The 21,898-nt window shown below is 31.0% G+C and carries 21 protein-coding genes; 20 read left to right on the forward strand and 1 reads right to left on the reverse strand.

Features of this window, described 5'->3' with window-relative positions:
- Positions 1 to 83: 83 nt before the first annotated feature.
- The 10 genes from LG45_RS07210 to LG45_RS07255 all read left to right on the forward strand — a co-directional run bounded on the left by LG45_RS07210 (position 84) and on the right by LG45_RS07255 (position 11,326).
- Positions 84 to 467 carry a GxxExxY protein gene (locus LG45_RS07210; protein ID WP_035125734.1) on the forward strand — a complete coding sequence of 128 codons (384 nt, stop codon included), beginning with the start codon at positions 84 to 86 and terminating at the stop codon, positions 465 to 467.
- Positions 468 to 580: 113 nt separating this feature from the next.
- On the forward strand, positions 581 to 1,720 hold the full coding sequence (gene wecB, locus LG45_RS07215) for a non-hydrolyzing UDP-N-acetylglucosamine 2-epimerase (protein WP_035125736.1): 1,140 nt from the start codon (positions 581 to 583) through the stop codon (positions 1,718 to 1,720).
- A 22-nt stretch (positions 1,721 to 1,742) separates the two neighbouring features.
- Positions 1,743 to 2,927 (forward strand): glycosyltransferase family 4 protein, encoded by a 1,185-nt coding sequence (locus LG45_RS07220; RefSeq protein WP_240471834.1) that lies wholly within the window; start codon positions 1,743 to 1,745, stop codon positions 2,925 to 2,927.
- Positions 2,920 to 3,525, forward strand: a complete 606-nt coding sequence (locus tag LG45_RS07225) for a sugar transferase (RefSeq protein WP_035125740.1) — start codon at positions 2,920 to 2,922, stop codon at positions 3,523 to 3,525. Before LG45_RS07220 ends, LG45_RS07225 begins: the two co-directional genes overlap by 8 nt.
- Positions 3,526 to 3,533: 8 nt before the next feature.
- Positions 3,534 to 4,178 (forward strand): acetyltransferase, encoded by a 645-nt coding sequence (locus LG45_RS07230; RefSeq protein WP_035125742.1) that lies wholly within the window; start codon positions 3,534 to 3,536, stop codon positions 4,176 to 4,178.
- Entirely contained in the window at positions 4,179 to 4,727 is a 549-nt protein-coding gene (locus tag LG45_RS07235) for a sugar transferase (RefSeq protein WP_035125744.1), read from the forward strand.
- 83 nt (positions 4,728 to 4,810) lie between these two features.
- Positions 4,811 to 5,953, forward strand: coding sequence for a DegT/DnrJ/EryC1/StrS family aminotransferase (locus tag LG45_RS07240; protein ID WP_035125745.1), 1,143 nt, complete (start codon positions 4,811 to 4,813; stop codon positions 5,951 to 5,953).
- Positions 5,954 to 6,007: 54 nt separating this feature from the next.
- The gene (locus LG45_RS07245) at positions 6,008 to 7,972 is read left to right on the forward strand and encodes a polysaccharide biosynthesis protein (protein WP_373862623.1); all 1,965 of its coding nucleotides are present in this window, start codon (positions 6,008 to 6,010) and stop codon (positions 7,970 to 7,972) included.
- A gap of 239 nt (positions 7,973 to 8,211) precedes the next feature.
- The gene (locus LG45_RS07250; protein WP_240471836.1) at positions 8,212 to 8,934 is read left to right on the forward strand and encodes a polysaccharide biosynthesis/export family protein; all 723 of its coding nucleotides are present in this window, start codon (positions 8,212 to 8,214) and stop codon (positions 8,932 to 8,934) included.
- Positions 8,935 to 8,941: 7 nt separating this feature from the next.
- Entirely contained in the window at positions 8,942 to 11,326 is a 2,385-nt protein-coding gene (locus LG45_RS07255) for a GumC family protein (RefSeq protein ID WP_035125750.1), read from the forward strand.
- 78 nt (positions 11,327 to 11,404) lie between these two features.
- Here the strand turns inward: LG45_RS07255 and LG45_RS07260 are convergent, their stop codons facing one another.
- The gene (locus LG45_RS07260; protein WP_035125751.1) at positions 11,405 to 12,136 is read right to left on the reverse strand and encodes a tyrosine-protein phosphatase; all 732 of its coding nucleotides are present in this window, start codon (positions 12,134 to 12,136) and stop codon (positions 11,405 to 11,407) included.
- A 115-nt stretch (positions 12,137 to 12,251) separates the two neighbouring features.
- Between LG45_RS07260 and LG45_RS07265 the strand changes: the two genes are divergently transcribed.
- From LG45_RS07265 to LG45_RS07310, 10 genes are read left to right on the forward strand one after another with little or no spacing between them, the layout of a single operon-like run.
- Positions 12,252 to 13,118: an ABC transporter permease gene (locus LG45_RS07265; protein WP_035125753.1), complete on the forward strand. Its 867-nt coding sequence runs from the start codon at positions 12,252 to 12,254 to the stop codon at positions 13,116 to 13,118.
- A gap of 39 nt (positions 13,119 to 13,157) precedes the next feature.
- Positions 13,158 to 13,949 (forward strand): FkbM family methyltransferase, encoded by a 792-nt coding sequence (locus LG45_RS07270; protein WP_052087517.1) that lies wholly within the window; start codon positions 13,158 to 13,160, stop codon positions 13,947 to 13,949.
- Positions 13,950 to 13,998: 49 nt separating this feature from the next.
- Positions 13,999 to 15,261 (forward strand): ABC transporter ATP-binding protein, encoded by a 1,263-nt coding sequence (locus LG45_RS07275; protein ID WP_035125754.1) that lies wholly within the window; start codon positions 13,999 to 14,001, stop codon positions 15,259 to 15,261.
- A gap of 12 nt (positions 15,262 to 15,273) precedes the next feature.
- Positions 15,274 to 16,161 carry an FkbM family methyltransferase gene (locus tag LG45_RS07280; RefSeq protein WP_035125756.1) on the forward strand — a complete coding sequence of 296 codons (888 nt, stop codon included), beginning with the start codon at positions 15,274 to 15,276 and terminating at the stop codon, positions 16,159 to 16,161.
- Positions 16,162 to 16,164: 3 nt separating this feature from the next.
- Complete coding sequence (locus LG45_RS16065; protein ID WP_052087518.1) at positions 16,165 to 17,157, forward strand: glycosyltransferase family 2 protein; 993 nt, start codon at positions 16,165 to 16,167, stop codon at positions 17,155 to 17,157.
- Between the two features lie 9 nt (positions 17,158 to 17,166).
- Complete coding sequence (locus LG45_RS16070) at positions 17,167 to 18,114, forward strand: glycosyltransferase family 2 protein (protein WP_052087519.1); 948 nt, start codon at positions 17,167 to 17,169, stop codon at positions 18,112 to 18,114.
- The gene (locus LG45_RS07295) at positions 18,111 to 19,241 is read left to right on the forward strand and encodes a glycosyltransferase (RefSeq protein WP_035125758.1); all 1,131 of its coding nucleotides are present in this window, start codon (positions 18,111 to 18,113) and stop codon (positions 19,239 to 19,241) included. The genes LG45_RS16070 and LG45_RS07295 overlap by 4 nt, the downstream gene beginning before the upstream one ends.
- Positions 19,242 to 19,244: 3 nt before the next feature.
- Complete coding sequence (locus LG45_RS07300) at positions 19,245 to 20,261, forward strand: glycosyltransferase (RefSeq protein ID WP_035125759.1); 1,017 nt, start codon at positions 19,245 to 19,247, stop codon at positions 20,259 to 20,261.
- Position 20,262: 1 nt separating this feature from the next.
- On the forward strand, positions 20,263 to 21,183 hold the full coding sequence (locus LG45_RS07305; RefSeq protein WP_035125761.1) for a glycosyltransferase family 2 protein: 921 nt from the start codon (positions 20,263 to 20,265) through the stop codon (positions 21,181 to 21,183).
- A complete protein-coding gene (locus LG45_RS07310) occupies positions 21,173 to 21,841 on the forward strand; it encodes an acylneuraminate cytidylyltransferase family protein (RefSeq protein WP_035125762.1) in 669 nt (222 codons plus the stop codon). Before LG45_RS07305 ends, LG45_RS07310 begins: the two co-directional genes overlap by 11 nt.
- Positions 21,842 to 21,898 lie beyond the last annotated feature (57 nt).

The following is a 21,898-nucleotide window of genomic DNA, read 5'->3' on the forward strand; positions in this document are numbered from 1 at the left end:
TCACGCAGATTTAAAAGATTGAAAGGATTTTTTATAGATTAGTTTTTGAGTTTAATATTTATAAATATTAGTAACTGATTGAAATGGAAGAGGAAGATTTAACATATCAAATTAGAGGATGTATTTTTAATGTTTACAATAATCTAGGTCCAGGATTGTTTGAATCAGTTTACGAGTCTGCATTGTGCTATGAATTGGATAAAGTAGGGTTAGCATATAAAAGACAGTTGGAATTGCCTGTTCATTACGAAAATATAATTTTGGATGTTGCTTTTAGAATTGATATTTTAGTAGAAAATAAAGTTATTATAGAAATAAAATCTGTTGAAGAATTGTCTAAAGTACACTTTAAGCAAATTATAACATATCTAAAGCTAACTTCAATTCCATTAGGTTTGTTGGTCAATTTCAATACAGATTCCGTAAAAGATAATATTAAAAGAATTGTAAATAACTATAGGAATTAATTTTTAGATTAGGTAATAATCGCGATCTAATTATCAGAAAAAAATCCTTCTAATCTTTTAAATCTGCGTGATATTACAAAGTGCTAAAAAGATTAAAAAAAAATATAAAGAATATGAAAGCAAGATTAAAAGTGATGACCGTTGTGGGTACACGACCAGAAATAATTCGATTATCAAGAGTAATGGCTGCATTAGACCATTCCGACGCTATTGAGCATATTATAGTTCATACAGGGCAAAACTATGATTACGAATTGAATCAAATCTTTTTTGATGATTTAGGAATTCGTAAACCCGATTTTTTCTTGAATGCTGCTGGTGCCACTGCAACCGAAACCGTAGGTCAGATATTAATAAAAATTGATCCCTTACTTGAAACCGAAAAACCAGATGCCTTTTTGGTTTTAGGCGATACCAATAGTTGTCTTTGTGCGATACCAGCTAAAAAACGACATATTCCTATTTTCCACATGGAAGCAGGAAACCGTTGTTTCGATCAACGTGTTCCAGAAGAAACCAATCGTAAAATAGTTGATCACGTGTCCGATATCAATTTAACCTACAGCGATATTGCAAGAGAATATTTGCTTCGTGAAGGTTTGCCTGCTGATAGAATTATTAAAACCGGTTCGCCAATGTTTGAAGTTTTAAATCACTATTTACCATCAATTGAAGCATCTGATGTATTGGAGCGCTTGCAACTTGAAGAAGGTAAATTTTTTGTAGTTTCCTCTCATAGAGAAGAAAACATCAATAGCGAAAAAAACTTTAGAGGTTTAATGGACAGTCTTAATTTGATTGCTGAGAAATACAATTATCCAATTATTGTGAGTACGCATCCAAGAACGCGCAATATGATTGATAAAAAGAACATTGAAATGCATAAAAATGTACAATTTTTAAAGCCATTGGGTTTTAATGATTACAATGCATTGCAAATGCGTTCGTTTGCTGTTTTATCCGATTCAGGAACTATTTCTGAAGAATCTTCAACTTTAAATTTTAGAGCATTAAATATAAGAGATGCACACGAACGTCCCGAAGCTATGGAGGAAGCATCAGTTATGATGGTTGGCTTAAATCCTGAGCGCATAATGCAAGGTTTAGTTCAATTGCAATATCAAAAAATAGGTAAGGAACGAAATTTCAGATCTGTTGCCGATTATTCTATGCCCAATGTTTCAGAAAAAATGGTTCGTATCATTTTAAGTTATACTGATTATATTAAAAGAACCGTTTGGAGCGAAAATTAAAATGAAGGTACTTTTTCTAACTATGGTCAAAATTAATTCCTTTTCAGATAGAGGAATTTATACCGATTTACTTAGTAAGTTTCATGAAGAAGGGCATGAGGTTTTTGCCGTTTGTCCTGTAGAACGACGCGAAAAAAAGAAAACCGAGGTTAGAAAAGAAAAACAGGGAACTTTATTACAAGTACAAACATTGAATCTTCAGAAAACCAATATTGTTGAAAAAGGATTCGGAACTTTAGCCATTGAATATCAATTTCTAGCTGCCATTAAAAAGCATTTTTCTGAGGTGAAATTTGATGTTATTATTTATTCGACGCCACCAATTACCTTTTCTAAGGTTATAAATTTTGTAAAAAAAAGAGATTCTGCCTATTCCTATTTATTGCTGAAGGATATTTTTCCGCAAAATGCAATCGACATGAAAATGTTAAAAAAGAATGGAATTTTGCATAGAATGTTTGTCAAAAAAGAGCAGAAATTATACTCTATTTCAGATACTATCGGTTGTATGTCTGAAGCTAACAAAACTTTTTTATTACAACACAATCCTGACATTGATGCTGGAAAAGTAGAGATAAATCCTAATACTATTGAACCTTTTCTTTTTAATCAAAGTTTAGAACAAAAACAGACTATTAAATCGAAATACAATCTTCCTTTAGATAAAAAAATATTTGTCTATGGAGGGAATTTAGGAAAACCGCAAGGCATTGATTTTCTTTTGGATACCATTGCATCAAATACAAATAAAGCTGTCTTTTTTTTGATAGTTGGGTCGGGTACCGAATACAATCGAGTTGAAAAATGGTTTCAAAATTTTAAACCAAACAATGCTCTTTTGTTAGCAGGATTGCCAAAACAGGATTATGATTTGTTGCTGAATGCTTGCGATGTTGGGCTGATTTTTTTGCATAAAGATTTTACAATTCCCAATTTTCCATCAAGGCTTTTATCTTACTTAGAAATGAAAATGCCTGTAATTACTGCAACCGATTCTAACACAGATATTGGTGCTATAGTTGAAAAAAATAACTGCGGATACAAAGTCATTTCTGGAGATAGTAGCGCTATGCAAATTGCTATTGATAAAGTACTTTCTGACGAAGAGCACTATAACAAAATGAAAGAAAATGCCTGGAATCTTCTTCAAAATGATTATCTAGTTGCCCGTTCTTACAATTTAATTAAAGCTAAAATACATGTATAAATCGTACTTTAAAAATATACTTGATTTTTTTGCTGCATTAGTAGGATTTTTGCTTTTGAGTCCGATATTCATTTTAGTGACTATTGGTCTCTTTTTTGCAAATAATGGAAAGCCGTTTTTCTTTCAAACGCGTCCTGGAAAGAACGAAAAACTTTTTAAGATTGTTAAGTTTAAAACCATGAATGATAAAAAAGACGCTCATGGTACACTTCTTTCAGACGAACATCGGCTAACCAAAATAGGAAGTTTTGTTAGAAAAACATCTTTGGATGAAATTCCTCAACTACTTAATGTTCTCAAAGGCGATATGAGTATAATAGGACCACGCCCTTTATTAGTTAGTTATTTGCCTTTGTATAGTGACTATCAGAAACAACGGCATAAAATTCGACCTGGCATTACAGGTTGGGCGCAAATTAATGGAAGAAACGCTATCAGTTGGGAACAAAAATTTGAATATGATGTTTGGTATGTAAAAAATTGTAGTTTTTCATTAGATGTTAGAATACTGTTTTTAACAGTTAAGAAAGTTTTTATTAAAGAAGGAATAAGTCAAGAAGGACAGGCAACTATGGAAGTTTTTAAAGGTTCAAAATAATATAAAGTATGGAAAAAATTGTAATTGTTGGAGCAGGAGGTTTTGGTAGAGAAGTGAAAATGCTTATTGATCAAATTAATCGTGATGAGCAAAAATATGAGTTTCTTGGTTATTATGATGATGGATTTACAGTTGGGTCCAAGATCAATAATAATCTAGTACTGGGTTCCGTAGAAGATTTAGCAAAAATTAACAATAAAGTTAATGTGGTAGTTGCTATTGGTGCTCCTGAAATTAAAAGAAAAATAGTTGAAAAATTATCAAATCCAAATATTAATTTTCCAACCTTAATGCATCCTTCCGTATTAATAGGTAATGAATTTGTTTCTATTGGAACTGGCTGTATCATTTGTGCAGGAACGATTATTACTTGCAATATTGATATAAAAGATTTTGTAATTCTTAATTTGATGTGTACAGTAGGTCATGATACTATTATCAATTCTTTCGCATCGTTCATGCCTTCTGTAAATATTTCTGGTGAAGTTGTAATTCATGAAGAAGTTTATGTTGGAACTGGAGCCAAAATCATCAACCAATTAGAAATTGGAAGGCAAACTATAATTGGAGCTGGTGCAGTAGTTTCTAAAACATTACCTGAAAAATGTACGGCCGTTGGAATTCCAGCAAAGCCAATAAAATTTCATGATTAAATGATAATTAAGCGAATCTTTGATTTTATTTTTTCAATAATTGCTTTGTTCTTTTTTGGATGGATTGTTTTATTATGTGTTTTTATCGCAACTATTGACACTCAATCATTTGGAATTTTCACTCAAGAGCGTATTGGACAACATGGGAAAAAGTTTACCATTTTTAAAATAAAATCAATGAATGATCGTTTAAAAACCGTCACTTGGTTTGGGCGATTTCTGCGAAAATCTAAATTAGATGAGTTGCCACAGTTGTTTAATATTCTAAAAGGTGATATGTCCTTTGTCGGTCCAAGACCAGATGTGCCAGGATATTATGATTTGTTAGAAGGTGAAAACAGAAAAATTTTAGAATTAAAACCCGGACTAACGAGCGAAGCATCAATAAAATACAGAAATGAAGAAAAGTTGTTGCAAAGTGTAGTTAATCCGAAGTTCTACAACGATGAAGTGATTTTTCCCGATAAAGTTAAAATGAACTTAGAGTACTATTATAATCACAACCTACTTTTAGATATAAAAATTATTCTAAAAACCATTTTTGTGTAGTAATAATTCTACAAAGAAACACGTAGTTTTACGTGTATTTTTTTAGTTTTTTTTCTCTAATTTTGTAAAATCAAAAAAATGCAATGAATAAAGATAAAATCTGGTTGTCTTCACCTCATATGGGTGGTACTGAACAAAAATTTGTAAATGAAGCTTTTGCTACTAATTGGGTTGCTCCTTTAGGCCCAAACGTAACCGGATTGGAGCAAGATTTAGAGCATTATTTAAAGCAAGATAGCAATGTTGCAGCTTTGAGTTCAGGAACTGCAGCGATTCATCTGGGTTTAATTCTTTTGGGAGTCAAAGCTGGTGATGAAGTAATTTGTCAGAGTATGACCTTTTCGGCTTCGGCTAATCCTATTTTATATTTGGGTGCGACTCCTGTTTTTATTGACAGTGAAACTAGTACTTGGAATCTATGTCCGGTTGCTCTTGAAGCAGCAATTGTGGATCGAATTGAAAAAGGCAAAAAGCCAAAAGCTATAATAGGTGTTCATTTGTATGGCGTGCCTTACCAAGTTGATGCGGTTCATGCTGTTGCAAAAAAGTATGACATACCGGTACTTGAGGATAGTGCTGAAGCTTTGGGTAGCTCTTATAAAGGACAGAAATGCGGTACTTTTGGCGATTTTGGAGTATTATCGTTTAACGGAAACAAAATCATTACTACCTCTGGAGGTGGTGCTTTAGTGTGTAAAAATGCAGAAGACAAAGCGAAAGCTGTTTTTTTTGCTACTCAATCACGAGACACTGCACCCCATTATCAACATTCAGAAATTGGGTATAATTATAGAATGAGTAACATTTGCGCAGGAATTGGCCGTGGTCAAATGGAAGTTTTAGACCAGCACGTTCAAAAACGTCGTGAAATGCAGCAGTTTTATACGGCGCTTTTCAAGGAAATAGAAGGTGTTACAGTTTTTACCGTTCCTAATGACGATTATTTTGCCAATTATTGGCTGAGCTCTATTGTAGTTGATTCTAGCTTGACTAATGGAAAAACTAGAGAAGACCTACGAATTTATTTAGAATCCAAAAATATAGAAAGTCGTCCGTTGTGGAAACCTATGCATTTGCAACCTATTTTCGAAAAGTATCCTTATTACGGAACCTATATATCTGAAGGGTTGTTTAACAATGGATTGTGTTTACCATCAGGATCTAACCTTACTGATGAAGATAGAAATAGAATTCAAACTGAAATTCAAGCTTTTTTTAATTCCTAGTACGTTATTTAAAAATAGCTATTACGTTTAATTTTTGTAATACAATTATATCATTTGAAAAATTCATTTTTATCCAAATTTGCACCATTCAAATCTGATTTGATGCTCAGAATGAAATCCCTTACTGATTTTAGTAATTTGGGTTATCTACCTCGTTGGTTGATTCTAATTATCGATTTAGCAATAGTAGTTGTAAGTTTTTTATTGACGCACAAGCTGTTTTTAGAAATGGGCTTGCAGTACATGTTATTTTCTAAAATTGTATTTTATTTTTTTAGTTATCTAATTTTACACATAATCTTTTTTTGGGTTTTCAGAACGTATTCTGGAATTATAAGGCACTCTTCTTATATTGATGCCATAAAAATATTTACTTCTTTATTATTTGTACTGGTGCTTTGTGTGTTTTATAATATTATTCATACTTATTTTTTTAATGAAAAAGTATTTATGAATACGGGTTTATTTATAAACACCATATTTTCTTTCGTTGGATTGTTTATTTATCGTGTAGTAGTCAAACAAATGTTTGAGCATTATATTAAAGAAAAGAAGTCGGATCATCTAACTAGAGCTTTGATATATGGTTCTGACGCAAATGCTATCTCTATAGCTAAAGCCCTCGAACTGGAAACTCCAGGAAAATTTAGGATTGTAGGATTTTTAGACAAAGGCAATAAAAATGCTAGTAAACTTATTTTAAACCTTCCTATAATTAATGTCAAGAAGCGTATTCCTGTGATATTGCGCGCCATGAATGCTACTGCTTTGATTATGGCGGATAAGAATTTGTCTAAAAATGAAAAGCTAGCCATAGTTGACGATTGTTTAGAATACAATTGCAAGGTGTATACCGTGCCCGTTATTTCTGATTGGGAAAATGAGGAAGAAATTTCAAAAAGCATTAAAAGTTTTGAAATTCATGATTTATTAGAACGAAAACCTATTGTTTTGAATAACAATGCTATTTCTAAGCAATTATTCAATAAAGTTGTATTGATTTCAGGTGCTGCTGGTTCTATTGGAAGTGAAATAGTTAAGCAAGTTATTTCCTTTAATCCGAAGCATATTGTGTTATTGGATCAAGCTGAAACCCCTTTGCATCACATGAGTTTGGAGGTTGGCACTTATTTTCCAAAAGAGAAAGTAAGTTGTGTCATAGCCGATGTAAGAGAGCGTGACGGAATTAGGTCTGTTTTTCAAGAGTTTATGCCTGATGTGGTTTTTCATGCTGCAGCCTATAAGCATGTTCCTTTAATGGAAGACAATCCATCACAAGCTATTTTTGTTAATGTACAAGGTACCAAAAACATAGCTGATTTTTCTTATGAGTTTAATGTAGAAAGTTTCGTTATGGTTTCTACCGATAAAGCGGTTAATCCTAGTAATGTAATGGGCGCTAGTAAGCGAATTGCAGAGAAATATGTTCAAGCCTTGCATCACAAAGCCCTGAAAAATAATGATTGCACTACACGATTCATCACTACACGTTTTGGTAACGTATTGGGTTCTAACGGTTCTGTTGTGCCCTTGTTTACAAGTCAAATTGCAAAAGGTGGACCCATTACCATAACACATCCTGATATTATTCGTTATTTTATGACTATTCCCGAAGCTTGTCAACTCGTGCTTGAAGCTGGTGTTATGGGTAAAGGTGGTGAGATCTTTATTTTTGATATGGGTAAACCCGTAAAAATTATTGATTTGGCTCATAAAATGATACGCTTGGCTGGATACACTCCTGATAAAGAAATTAAAATCAAAATAGTTGGTTTGCGACCAGGAGAAAAACTATATGAAGAGTTATTGAACGATACTTCTAAAACCGTATTAACGCATCATGAGAAAATAACCATAGCTCAAGAAGAGTATGAAGACCTGGAATTAGTTCAAAGTTTGGTGAAGGAATTGATTAAGATATCCAAGGAATTTTCTAAAAATGAGATTGTAGCTAAAATGAAGGAAATTGTTCCCGAATTTAAAAGTATGAATTCCGATTTTGAATATTTGGATAAATAGGACTTTAGCAATAAAGCACTTCGATAGGCTCAACGCAACAGTTGATAGATTCACAAATGGTTTTATTTGATACATTTTGCTTTAATGTATCATCATTTCACTTAAATAAGTTTGAAAGTTGCTTGTAATAGCTTATAGTTTGTTAATTTATATTATGATTAAATAAATAGGATTATCTTTGCAAAAAAAAAATATTTATGTTAAAAAAGAATATTATAAGCTTCTTAGTAGTATTGCTGTTGTTAAATTCTTGCGCTTCAAGAAAAGATTTGGTGTATTACCAAAATGTAGATTCTGTTCAAATGGCTACTTCTTCTTATGAATCTATTTTACAACCAGATGATATACTTTCTATAATTGTAAGAGGAGATAATCCAGAGGCTGTAATTCCTTTTAACATGCCCAATGTTTCTTATGTTGGTAATGAAAGAAGTGGTATTGAAGTTCAACGACTTTTTACTTATTTAATTGATAATACAAGCAATATTAATTTTCCACTAATTGGTAAAATCAAGCTTGGTGGTTTGACAAGATCAGAGGCAGAACAAGTTTTAGTTACTGAACTATCTAAATATGTCACTAATCCTAAAATAGATCTTAAAATATTGAACTTTAAAGTTACAGTTCAAGGAGAAGTTATTAGACCGGGTACTTATCCTATAAATTCTGAGCGCGTTACTGTTTTGGAAGCCTTGAGTTTAGCAGGCGATTTAACCATTTATGGCAAGCGAAATAATATATTATTACTTCGTGAAGTTAATGGAACGAAAAAAGTGGTTCGTATGGATCTTACTAAAGCAGACTTTATAAACTCACCGTATTATTATTTACATCAAAACGACGTTTTGTATGTTGAACCGAATAAAACGAAGATAAATTCAGCTGTAGTCGGCCCGAATACTGGTGTCATTTTATCAGCAGTATCCTTACTTGTAACTGTAATTGCATTAACTATCCGATAATTTTATAATGAAAAATACTATTTATAACGACGAATCAGGTACTACGCAAGATAATTTTACACCCGATTTTAGCATCCGAGAAGAGTTAGATAAATATCTCTTTTATTGGCGGTGGTTTGTTTTTTCAGTTCTATTATCTTTTGTATTAGGGTATGTTTATTTACGATATACTACTCCTATTTACAGTGCGTCAACTACAGTGTTGGTGAAAGACGATAAAAAAGGCGGACTTGCTTCTGAGTTTTCAGGATTATCTGAAATTGGATTATTGGGTAAATCGAAATCTAATGTTGATAATGAAATTGAAATTTTAAAATCTAGAACTTTAATTAAGAAAACAATTAAAGATTTGCGATTAAATTATACTTACATAAGAGAAGGAATTGTTAAAACTGGCGAAGTTTACAAAGAAGCCGATGTTATAATTGACTTTACAACTACCATTGATGAAGGAAAAATTAGAACAAAAACAGTTAAAATAGAAGGTATATCATCTACAAAGTTTAATTTGTTTGGAAGTGATGGAAAAAGTATGGGTACTTTTAATTACAATCAAACTATTTCACTTGAAGATGGTAAACTAACTGTTGTCAAAAATCCAAGGATAGAAAGTAGCAAACGTTCTAATGAATTTTCTTTAGTATGTATTATCTATCCAGTTCATAGAGTTGTTCCTAAGTATACTCGAGGACTTTCGGTAGCATTAGTGGGAAAAAACACTTCGGTATTGCAATTAACTTTTCAAGATCCTGTACCGCAACGTGCTGAAGATTTTTTAAATGCCCTTGTTACTTTATATAATAATGACGCTATTGCTGATAAAAATTTGGTTTCAGAAAAAACTTCTGATTTTATTGCTAATCGTCTTCAGCTAATAACCGAAGAGCTTACAGTTGTAGAAAAAGATGTTGAATCTTTCAAAAAATCTAATAATCTAACTGACATACCTTCAGAATCAGTAATGTACTTAGAGAATTCATCGATGTATGAAAAAAGTATCATTGATACCCAAATTCAACAAAATGTAATAGCCTCTATTATCAATTTTTTTAAGAACAGTACTACTACTGATTTGATTCCTGCTAATTTGATTACCGGCGAATCAGATGCTAATGGATTAATTGAACAATACAATAAACTTGTTTTAGACCGTAATCGTGTTTCTAAAGGCGCGACTAATCTAAACCCAGTTGTTGCTAATTTGGACCAACAAATAAAATCCTTAAAGGTCAATGTTTCTCAAAGCTTAATGCGATTACAATCCAATTTAGAGATTAAACGTCGCAATTTAAATAACCAAGATAATCTATTATCTGGTAAAAAGAAAGCAGTTCCAACTCTTGAACGCAAGTTCCGTGTTATTGATCGTCAACAAAAAGTAAAAGAGGAATTGTATTTATACCTTTTACAAAAAAGAGAAGAAACAGCTTTAAGCTTAGCCGCTACCGAAAATAATGCTAAAGTTATTGACGTTGCTGAGGCTTCTAACATACCTGTTAGTCCTAAAAGAGCTAGTGTTTTTTTAATGGCATTCGTTTTTGGACTATTACTTCCTTTTATTGTTATTTACATTAAGGACTTGTTAAACACCAAAATTAAAACGCGTCTTGAATTAGACAAACGCCTTCAAATACCTTTCTTAGGTGACATACCACGCTCGGAGTCTCATGAAGAAATGATGAATACTAATAGTCGTTCGAGCTCTGCTGAAGCAATTAGAATTGTTCGTACCAATTTAGAGTTTATGTTGTCTAAAGTGGCGCCAGGAAAAGCTAAAACTATATTTGTTACCTCTACTATTCCTGGAGAAGGAAAAACTTTTGTGTCTGTAAATGTTGCAGGTACTATTGCGTTATCAGGTAAAAAAGTACTATTAATTGGATTGGATGTTCGAAATCCAAAATTGGCCGAATATTTACCAATTAATCCTAAAGGTGTAACCAATTATTTGTCAGGAAAAGAAGTTGATTTAGACAGTTTGATTACTCCATTAAAAAATTATAAGAATTTTGATGTATTGTCGTCTGGAATTATTCCTCCGAATCCAGTGGAGTTGTTGATGGATGATCGCATCACCAAAATGTTTGACGAATTAAAGTCGCGTTACGATTATATTATTGTTGATACGGCACCAGTGAGTTTGGTAACTGATACTATTCTGGTTGCTAATAATGCAGATGCATTTATTTATGTTGTAAGAGCTAACTATTTAGATCGTCGTATGTTGCGTATTCCAGAAATGTTCTATAATGAGAAGAAACTGCCTAATATGTCGATGGTTCTTAATGATACTAAATTAACCAACAAAGGTTATGGCTACGGCTATGGCTATGGGTATGGCAACGAGAACGAAACTAAAAAACCTTGGTATAAAAGCCTTTTTGGAATCTAAAATTCTAATAAATAAATAAAAAAAACTCCATTTTACATGAATTGTAGAATGGAGTTTTTTTGTTGAAAGTAGTTCTATTTAGAAATCGAAAAACTGATTTTTTTCCAGTAGTGCTTCTAATTCTTTAGATTCTGATATTATAAGTCTGGAACTAAAACTTTCTATATGTTTAGAGTGGTGAATGTCGGAGCCCGAAAACGAATACATCTTTTTTTGAAGTAAAGTATCGGCAATTTTAGCCACTTCTTTTCCGTAATAGCCTACAGTTGAAAGCAAGTTTAACTGAAACAAGCAACCCGAATGAATAAGTTTTTGGTATTCGTTAAATGACTTATGATAAAATAAATAGCGTTCTGGATGCGCTAAAACTGGTTGGTATCCGGCTATTCTTAAATCAAATAGAATTTCATATAATTGAATTGGTGGATTGATATAGGACATTTCTACTAATACATAATTCTCCTTTAACGTAAGTAGTTTTTCAGACTGAAATAATTTACTGAATTCCGAATCCATCATGTATTCTGCTGCTGCTTTGAAATGCCTATTTTCCTCTGGTAATTCGGGAACTGTAGTGTTTAAAGTATTTGTAATTGACTCATAGGTGTTTTCCCAAATACCGCTCATGATGTGCGGCGTAGTTATGCATTTAGAAAAACCCATTTGTTTCATTTTTCCATACAACATCTTGGTGTCATCTATGTTTTTGGCGCCATCGTCAATGCCAGGCAATAGATGGGAATGAATGTCAATGTAGTTAGAAGGAATTAATTCCTTCAAGATTGGTTTGGCTTTTTTAAAGAAATTCACGGTAATTTTTTTTCAAAGTAACAATTAATAATTATAATGAAGAAATCTAACGGAAATTATAGTAAAGTAGTATATTTGTTTTCAAATAATTTAAATAAAATCATTCATTCTACCGATGCAAAAGCAGGAAGATCAAGATTGGGATTTAGTCATAAAAGGACGTTCGTCACTTTTTGATCTACGACTTGGCGAACTTTGGAATTACCGAGATTTATTGGTCATGTTTGTAAAAAGAGACTTTGTGAGCTTCTATAAGCAAACTATCTTAGGACCACTTTGGTTTTTTATCCAGCCCATTTTTACAACTATCGTTTTTTCATTTGTGTTCGGAAACCTCGCAGGTATAAGTACCGATGGTGCGCCAAAATATCTTTTCTATTTAACTGGAATAACTTCTTGGGCCTATTTTTCTGACTGTCTTACTAAAACAAGTACTGTTTTTAAGGATAATGCCAGTATTTTTGGTAAGGTATATTTTCCAAGATTAATTATGCCTTTAAGTATTGTGGTGAGTAATCTAGTGCGTTTTGGAGTGCAATTATCATTATTACTTTGCATGATGACCTATTTTTATATTTTCCCTATGAAAGGTAGTAGTTTTCATGTGACATCTGCTTTAGTGTTATTTCCATTTTTGGTAATTTTAATGGCATTATTAGGTTTGGGATTAGGATTAATCATTACAGCTATGACCACAAAATATAGAGATTTAACTTTTTTAGTAACTTTTGGAGTACAATTGTTAATGTATGCCACGCCAGTAATTTATCCATTGAGTTACGCTAGAGAAAAGGGATACGCCACTTTGGTAGAATTAAATCCCATGACTGGGATTATTGAGACTTTTCGATATGCTTTTATCGGAACAGGCGAATTTAATTTATTAAGCCTAGGATATTCAGCACTAATAACTTTATTAATTTTAGTTATTGGAGTTATTATTTTTAATAAGACAGAGAAAAACTTTGTTGATACCATATAATGTAATCTACTACTCGCTAATGAATCAATTAAGACTGATATGAAAAAAATAATTGTAGCTCTTTACAACTACTTACGTTATCGTTTTTGGTTTTCGCCATTTAGAAGAAAGCTTATCGATTCTAATAATTCATTAGAAGGAACAATTACTTTATTCGATAAAAATTTTCATTATCATATTGGTTCAGCTTTTTACACAACTTACAAAGAGCTGTTTGAAAAAAATATTTATGAATTCAGATCAGATAATCCAAAGCCATTAATTATAGATTGTGGGGCTAACATGGGCTTAAGTGTTTTGTATTTTTCAAAATTATTTCCCAATTCAAAAATTATAGCATTCGAGCCAGATCAATCCGTTTTACCATTTCTTGAGAAAAATATTGTTGATCAGAAGTTGACTAATGTTACCCTTCACAAAAATGCAGTTTGGAGCAAAGAGGAAGAACTTACCTTTTACACCGATAAAAATATGGGCGGTAGAGTTGGAGTAGCCTACATTGATCAAACTCCGATAAAAGTTCAAGCGCTTCGACTTAAAGATTTTCTAAAACAACCAATCGAGATGCTAAAAATGGATATTGAAGGTGCAGAATATGAAGTGTTGGTTGATTGCGTTGATGAACTTTCTAATATAAAACATATCTTTTTAGAATATCACAGTTTTTATAATGAAGAACAACATTTAGATGATATTTTATCGATTTTAAAAAAACAAAATTTTAGATACCATCTTAAAGAATCTTTTTCACGTGGAAGACCATTTGTGAACAAAGGACTTGTTTGCGAAAAATATGATTTGGCAATAAATATTTATGCTTACAAAGAGTAATTTATACTTTTTCAATAAATACAACTATTAGTAATACAGACAAATTAGAATGACACCAGTAATAAAAGTCGAGAATATATCCAAAGCCTATCAAATTGGGCAAATTGGTACGGGTACATTATCGCGTGATGTAGATCGGTTTTGGAAAACTAAAATTTTAGGAAAGGAAGATCCGTTTCTTAAAATTGGAGAAACCAATGATAGAAGTATTAAAGGTGAGAGTGATATCGTGTGGTCATTAAAAGACATTAATTTCGACATTAATCAAGGTGATGCAGTAGGAATTATAGGAAAGAATGGAGCTGGTAAAAGCACACTTTTAAAATTATTATCACGCGTAACAAGTCCAACAACAGGTTCTATAAAAGTAAAAGGTCGAATTGCTAGTTTACTAGAAGTAGGAACAGGTTTTCATCCAGAATTATCAGGACGAGAAAATATCTACCTTAACGGTGCTATCCTTGGTATGCGTAAAAAAGAAATCACTAGAAAACTAGATGAAATAATAGATTTTTCTGGAGTAGAACGTTACATCGATACGCCTGTAAAACGTTATTCGTCTGGAATGTACGTGCGGCTGGCATTTGCAGTAGCAGCACATTTAGAAAGCGAAATTCTTATTGTAGATGAGGTTCTTGCCGTAGGTGATGCTGAATTTCAGAAGAAATGCCTTGGAAAAATGGGCGATATTTCAAAGGGCGAAGGTAGAACGGTACTGTTTGTGAGTCATAATATGGCGGCGGTAAAGAGCTTGTGTAATAAAGGGATTGTTTTAGAAAATGGAAAGGTTTTGTTCTCTGGAACTACTGATGATGCAATAACTCATTATCTGCAAGGTGATATGATTAATCAGCGTCTTATTGATATTAAACAAAGATCTGGGAATAGAAAAGTTATTTTTAAAAGTGTTAAAGTTTATGGTAAAGATGAAACTTTAAACCCAGTTACAGGAGATAAAATGACGCTGGAATTTGAGATTGAAAATCCACTAAATCTATCATCAAGTGATGTGCGATTTGATATGAGAATTGATGATAACTTTGGTCAGCGTTTGGCATGGGTAAGTACTTCTCTAAAAGATAATGTAGTAATTTTAAATACAAATAAAATAATTGTTTATTTCGATAAAAATCCTTTTGAGAGAGGTGTTTTCTTTGTAACAGTTTATTTAGGAGTGAATAATGAAGATTCAGATTTAATTGAAAATGCATTTTCTTTTGTAGTTGAAGAAGGAAATTATTTTAAAATAGGTTCGAAAGTTCCTGAAGGTCAGAGTAAATTGTTAATTGACTTCAATATAAAATACCAGTAAATTTAATTTAAGATGAAAAAATATATTTATAGACTTATAAATAAACTTGGTTATAAGATAGAAAACAGGCAACATACTTTAGATAAGGAAATGGTATATTTGTCTAAGTTTAAAATCATTGAAAATTCAAACTTGTTATATCGAGCAAGAGTCTATGTGAAAAAGATTGATAGTTTTTATCCAGATTTGAAAATTAAAAACCATTTAAACGGATTTATTTTTTCGTTTTCCGATGTTTCAATATTTGTCGAAAGTCCTGAAGAAATTTTTATTATAAGTGAAGTTTTTGTTGAATATGATTATAATTTTATTTCAACAGAAAAATGTATTGTGATTGATATTGGAGCTAATATAGGAATTTCTTCATTATTCTTTTCAAGATTACCCTTCGTTGATAAAATTTACTCTTTCGAGCCAGTTTCAGAAACCTATCAACAAGCAAAAAATAATCTTTCTTTAAATGAAAAAATTAATAAAGTTGAGCAATTAAATAATTTTGGGTTGGGTAAAAATAATAGATCAGAAATATTTATTTTTAATAAAGAAATGAAAGGAAATACTGGAGTTAGAGGTTTGTTAAGTCCAAGTTATGCTGCAAATTCAAATAATTTTATTGAAGTTGAAGTTTCAATTCGTGATACATCTGAAATTATTACTCAAATAAAAAATGAAAATAAAGTCGAGAAAATTGTAGTCAAAATGGATTGTGAAGGTGCAGAATATGAAATATTTGAAAATCTAACAAAAAGTGGTGTTTTAAACAATGTTGATATCTTTATGATAGAATGGCATGATAAAGGATCGTCAGTAATTGAGGAAGCTCTTAAAAAAGCAAATTTTAATTGTTTCTCAAGAAATTTAGGACCTAACTCAGGTATGATTCATGCCTATAAAAATTAATTAATGCATCCAATCGTTTCAATTGTTATCCCAACATTTAACCGTGAAAAGTTATTGGACGAAACTCTTATTAGTATTAAAAATCAAACCTATACTAATTGGGAATGTATTGTTGTTGATGATCAATCAACAGATGCTTCTTTGTTATTGTTAAGAAAGTTTGAAAAAGACGATTCAAGATTTAAAATATTTATTCGACCAAATGATAAATTAAAAGGAGCAAATTCATGTCGAAATTATGGGATTGAGAAAGTAACTGGTAAATTTTTGATGTTTTTTGATAGTGATGATCTATTGAAAGAAAATTGTTTAGAAAATAGAGTTACTGAGTTTAGTAAAAATTCGCAATATGATATGTTGGTTTTTTCAATGGGAATTTTTGATTATGATACAAAACCTCAAATTTACGAGCATCGTAAAATTATCAATTTTAATTTAAAATGTACAATAAATAATTTTATTTTTTCCGATACTTTACCTTGGAATGTATGTAGACCAATTTATAAAACTACTTTCATTAAAAATAGAATTGAATTTAACGAGAGAATACAAAATTTCCAAGATGATGAATTCCATCTAAGACTATTACATCAACTTAAACCAAATTATTTATCAATCGATTACACAGATTGCTTCTATAGATTTGATGCGGATAGCATAAATAAATACAACAATTTGAAAGGGAAACAAAATCTAGTTGATGCTCTATTCGAATATTACTCGACTGTTTTTGTTGTATTAAATGATGAAGTAAAGCATGAAAATAGAATTAAATTAATTGAAAAGTTATTTAATCAAATTCGCGCTTACGTTCAGCAAGAAGTGAATATTGAATCAGTAAATAAAACAATAAAATTATTTAGTAAAGAAATTAGCTTGAGTAAAAAGGAATATTATTTACTACACTTTATTAAGATTTTAAACAAATACTTCTTGAATACTAAAGGTTATTATTTTTTTTCAACAAAAACTAAAAACATATTACTTAATAATTAATTACTTAGTATGATTAATCCATTAATCTCAATAATAATTCCTACCTACAATCGCGCACTAATTATTGGTGACACTATTGCAAGCATAATGGCACAATCTTATATCAATTGGGAGTGTATTATTGTTGATGATGGAAGTACCGATAACACTGAAGAAATTATTGCTTCTTATTCTAAAAATAATCCTTCAATTTTCTATTATAAAAGGCCGAGCACCTTTCCAAAAGGGCCAAACTCATGCCGAAATTTTGGTTTTTCTAAATCCAAAGGAAGCATCATAAATTGGTTTGATAGTGATGATTTATATATACCCGATGCTTTTCAAACAATGGTAGCAAGATTTTCAGATGATGTTGATGTAGTTGTTGCAAAACTTGAAATTGTAGATTTATTGACAAAAAGAAAAATTAGAGAGAATATCATTGAGTCCAATCAAATTATAGAAGATTATTTTACAGGAAGAATTTCTTACTATGTATCTGGTCCATTTTGGAACAGATTGTTTCTTGAAAAACAGGATTTACTTTTTGATGAAAAACTACGAAATCTTGACGATTGGGATTTTAATATGCGAATGGTATTGCAAAATCCTAAAATCGTTTATCTTGATAAAGCACTAATACAATACCAATTTCATGAAAATTCACTTTCTCAAGAAATTAGGAAATTTAATTTTGAAGAAATTCAATCTGAGATTTATGCTAGAGAAAAAATGCTGAATATATTATCGAGTAACAGTAATTTCAATAAATCTATGGTTACTTTATTTTATCGTAATCGATGTAAGTACTTTTTGAAAGAAGCTTTACTCCAAAAACATCCAAAAAAATACTATTTGTTATTAAAAACTGTAAATTTACAATTCAAAAATTTACAATTCAAAGATGCTTTAAAAACTGTTTTTGGATTTACTTTTTTTAGTGTTTTCAACAAAGGATATAAATTAATCAAGCCATGAAAATTTTATTTATTTCAATGCCATCCATTCATGCCATTCGCTGGATGGAGAACTTGAAAAACACAAATAATGAATTGTTTTGGTTTGATGTTACCAACAAAGGTACAATTGATTCGCTACAAAACATTACTCAATTTGTGGATTGGAAACAAAGAAAGTTACCCACTTTTAAAGGTGAATATAAATTTTCTAAAAAGTTTCCAGATACTTACGCTAAAATCAAGCATCTCTTTGAGGTTACAGAAAACGAATATCTAGAAAAAATAATCAACGAAATTCAACCCGATGTAATTCATAGTTTCGAAATGCAATCTTGTTCGTATCCAATAGTAAAAGCAATGAATAAGTTTCCAAACCTAAAATGGATGTATTCTTGCTGGGGAAATGATTTGTTTTATTTCAAAAATTTTAAAAGCCATTTGCAGAAAATTAAAGCTGTTTTAAAAAGAGTTGATTACCTTCACACCGATTGTGAAAGAGATTATAGTCTAGCAAAAGAACTTGAATTTAAAGGCAAACATATAGGAGTAATTCCTGGAGGAAGTGGTTACGATTTAAAAGAATTAGAACAATATAAAACGCCAGTTCTAGATAGAAATATCATTTTAATTAAAGGCTATCAGCATATTTTTGGCAGAGCTTTAAACGTAATTAAAGCATTAGAAAATAGTTTAGAACATCTTGCCAATTTTGAAGTTGTAGTTTTTGGTGCGCATCAAGAAGTCATCGATTATATAAAAGAGAAAAATTTGCCATTTAATATTTTTCATAGAACTGAGTTGTCGCAATTAGAGTTAATTAAGTTGATGGGAAAATCAATGATCTACATTGGAAACAATATTTCAGACGGAATGCCCAATACGTTACTAGAGGCAATGATCATGAATGCTTTTCCAATCCAATCCAATCCGGGAAATGCAACTGCTGAAATTATTGAACGCGAAAAGAATGGTTTATTGATAAACGATCCTAATGATATAAAAAATATTGAAAGTTTAATAGTAGCAGCAATAAACGACAAAAGTCGAATTGCTCAAGCGGCCATAATCAATACAGAAATTGCTAAGCAGCGATTAGACTACACTAAAATTCAACCAAAAATTGTAGATTTATACAATCATTTATAGCAAATGCGAATAGGTAACAATCCACTTAAAGACCAATTTATAGAAAAATCTGATCATTTACATCAGATTATAATTCCTGTTTTTATACCTCATTTTGATGGTTATTTTAAGGACAGCTTTGCTATTTTAAAATTGTGTTTGCAATCGGTTTTCAATACGGTTCACAATAAAACCTTTATAACAATTGTAAATAACGGAAGTTGCTCTGAAATTAAAAATTACATAGACGAACTTCATAATGACAAAAAAATTCATGAAGTAATTCATACTGAAAATATAGGAAAACTTAATGCTATTCTAAAAGGATTAGCTGGAAACAATATCGAACTAGTAACGATTTCCGATTCGGATGTTATGTTTCTACAAGGTTGGCAAAAGGAAACAATAACAATTTTTAATGAGATTCCAAAAGTAGGTGTAGTCGGAATTGTTCCGCAATTTAACATGCACAAAGTCAATTCGTCCAACTTGCTTTTTGATACTTTTTTTTCGTCCAAAGTCAAATTTATTCCTGTAAAAAACAAGCAAGCACTGATTTCTTTTTATGATAGCATTGGTTGGAAACACGACTATAATCCAAATTATTTAGACTATATTTTAGGAATGGAAGTTACCAAAAACTTAAAAGTGGTTGTTGGTTCGGGTCATTTTGTTGCAACTTACAAAAAGGATATTTTTAGTGAAATTTTAAGTAACATTCCTTATAAAATGGGCGGAACTAGCGAACATTATTTAGATGATTTACCACTTAAAAAAGATTATTGGCGAGTTACCACAAATGATAATTTTGCCTATCATTTAGGAAATACACTTGAAGAATGGATGATTTTAGATTCAAATAAAATAGAAAATTCTTCACAAATTGAAGTGCCAAATGGTTTTCAAACAAATTCAAAATTCAGTAGTTTTAGTTACATAATCAAAAATAAAGTTTTTAAGAAACTGGTTTTAAATTCCTTCTGTTTGAAGTATTTTTACCAATGGAAGAAATTACCAAAATCGATGACAAAAAACTATTAAGATGGAAGATAGAAAGGTACAGTTTTCGATTTTAATAACCACCAAAAACAGACTACAAGATTTAATTTTTACATTAGATAAGATCAATTATTTGTTAGAAAGAGAAGATGTAGAATGCAGTATTTGTGACGATGGTTCTACAGATGGAACATTTGATTTTATCAAAGAAAATTATCCGAAAATTATAGTTTTTAGAAACGAAATTTCAAAAGGTTTAATTTTTAGTAGAAATCTGTTATTAGGTAAAACTACTGCAAAATATGCCATTTCACTAGATGATGATGCTCATTTTTTATCAGATAATCCATTAGAAGAAATAGAGAATTATTTCATATCAAATTCAAATTGTGGTGTAGTCAGTTTCAGAATTTTTTGGGGTAAAAATTCACCTTCTTCAACAGATACAGTAGAGCAACCTGCTCGAGTTAAAGGATTTGTAGGTTGTGGTCATGCCTGGAAAATGGAATCATGGAAATCAATTCCAAATTATCCTGATTGGTTTATTTTTTATGGCGAAGAAGATTTTGCAGGTTACCAATTATTTAAAAAAAATATTGAAATTCATTATTTGCCCTCTGTTTTAGTGCATCACCGAGTTGATGTTTTTGCTAGAAAAAAAAATCAAGATTATCAACTTCGATTAAGAAGAAGTTTTCGATCGGGTTGGTATTTGTATTTTATGTTTTATCCGTTTTCGGTTATTCCTAAAAAGCTGCTTTATACCTTATGGATTCAAATAAAAACAAAAACTTTCAAAGGCGATTTTAAGGCAACAATCGGAATTATTCAAGCACTATTTGATGTTATTCTTAATTTTCCTAAATTGCTGAAGCAAAGTAACCGATTGACAAATAATGAATATCAAGCGTTATTAAAATTACCGCCAACACAACTTTATTGGAAACCCGAAAATGAAAAATAAAACAATAGCAATAATTCCGGCTCGTGGCGGATCGAAACGTTTGCCTAATAAAAATAGTCTTTTGTTAGGGAATTATCCATTGTTGGTGCACAGTATTTTATTTGCTCAAGCCAATAACGAAATTATTGATGAAATTTATGTTTCTACCGATGATGAAAAAATCAAAGAAATTGCATTACAATTTGGAGCAAAAGTTATAGATAGACCAGAAGCAATTTCGGGCGATTTAGAACCAACAATTACAACATTACAACACGTTTTACAATCAATAAATGAAGTCGAAAATGTAGTTTTATTACAACCAACCAATCCGTTGCGACCACAAAATCTATTGAAGCAATGTTTTGAAAAATTTGTAGACAGCAATTCGGATAGTTTGTTTACAGTTTCACGAAATCATCATAAATTAGGGAAAATTAGCAACGATAAATTTGTTCCGTTCAATTATGAAATTGGCCAGCGAAGTCAAGATTTAGAACCACTTTATTTTGAAAACGGATTACTTTATATTACTAAATCAAAAGCAATTCTTGACAATAAAATAATTACCGAAAATGCGTTTCCTTACCTAGTAAATCATATTTTTGCCAATGTTGATATTGATACGCAAGACGATTTTAATTATGCGGAGTATCTTTTATTGAAGATGGGAGTTTGAAGATGGGAGTTTGAAGATGGAAGATGGAAGAAGAGATGTGGTGAAGATGCGATTGGT

It is taken from the genome of Flavobacterium aquatile LMG 4008 = ATCC 11947, assembly GCF_000757385.1.
GTDB classification, from domain to species: Bacteria; Bacteroidota; Bacteroidia; order Flavobacteriales; family Flavobacteriaceae; genus Flavobacterium; species Flavobacterium aquatile.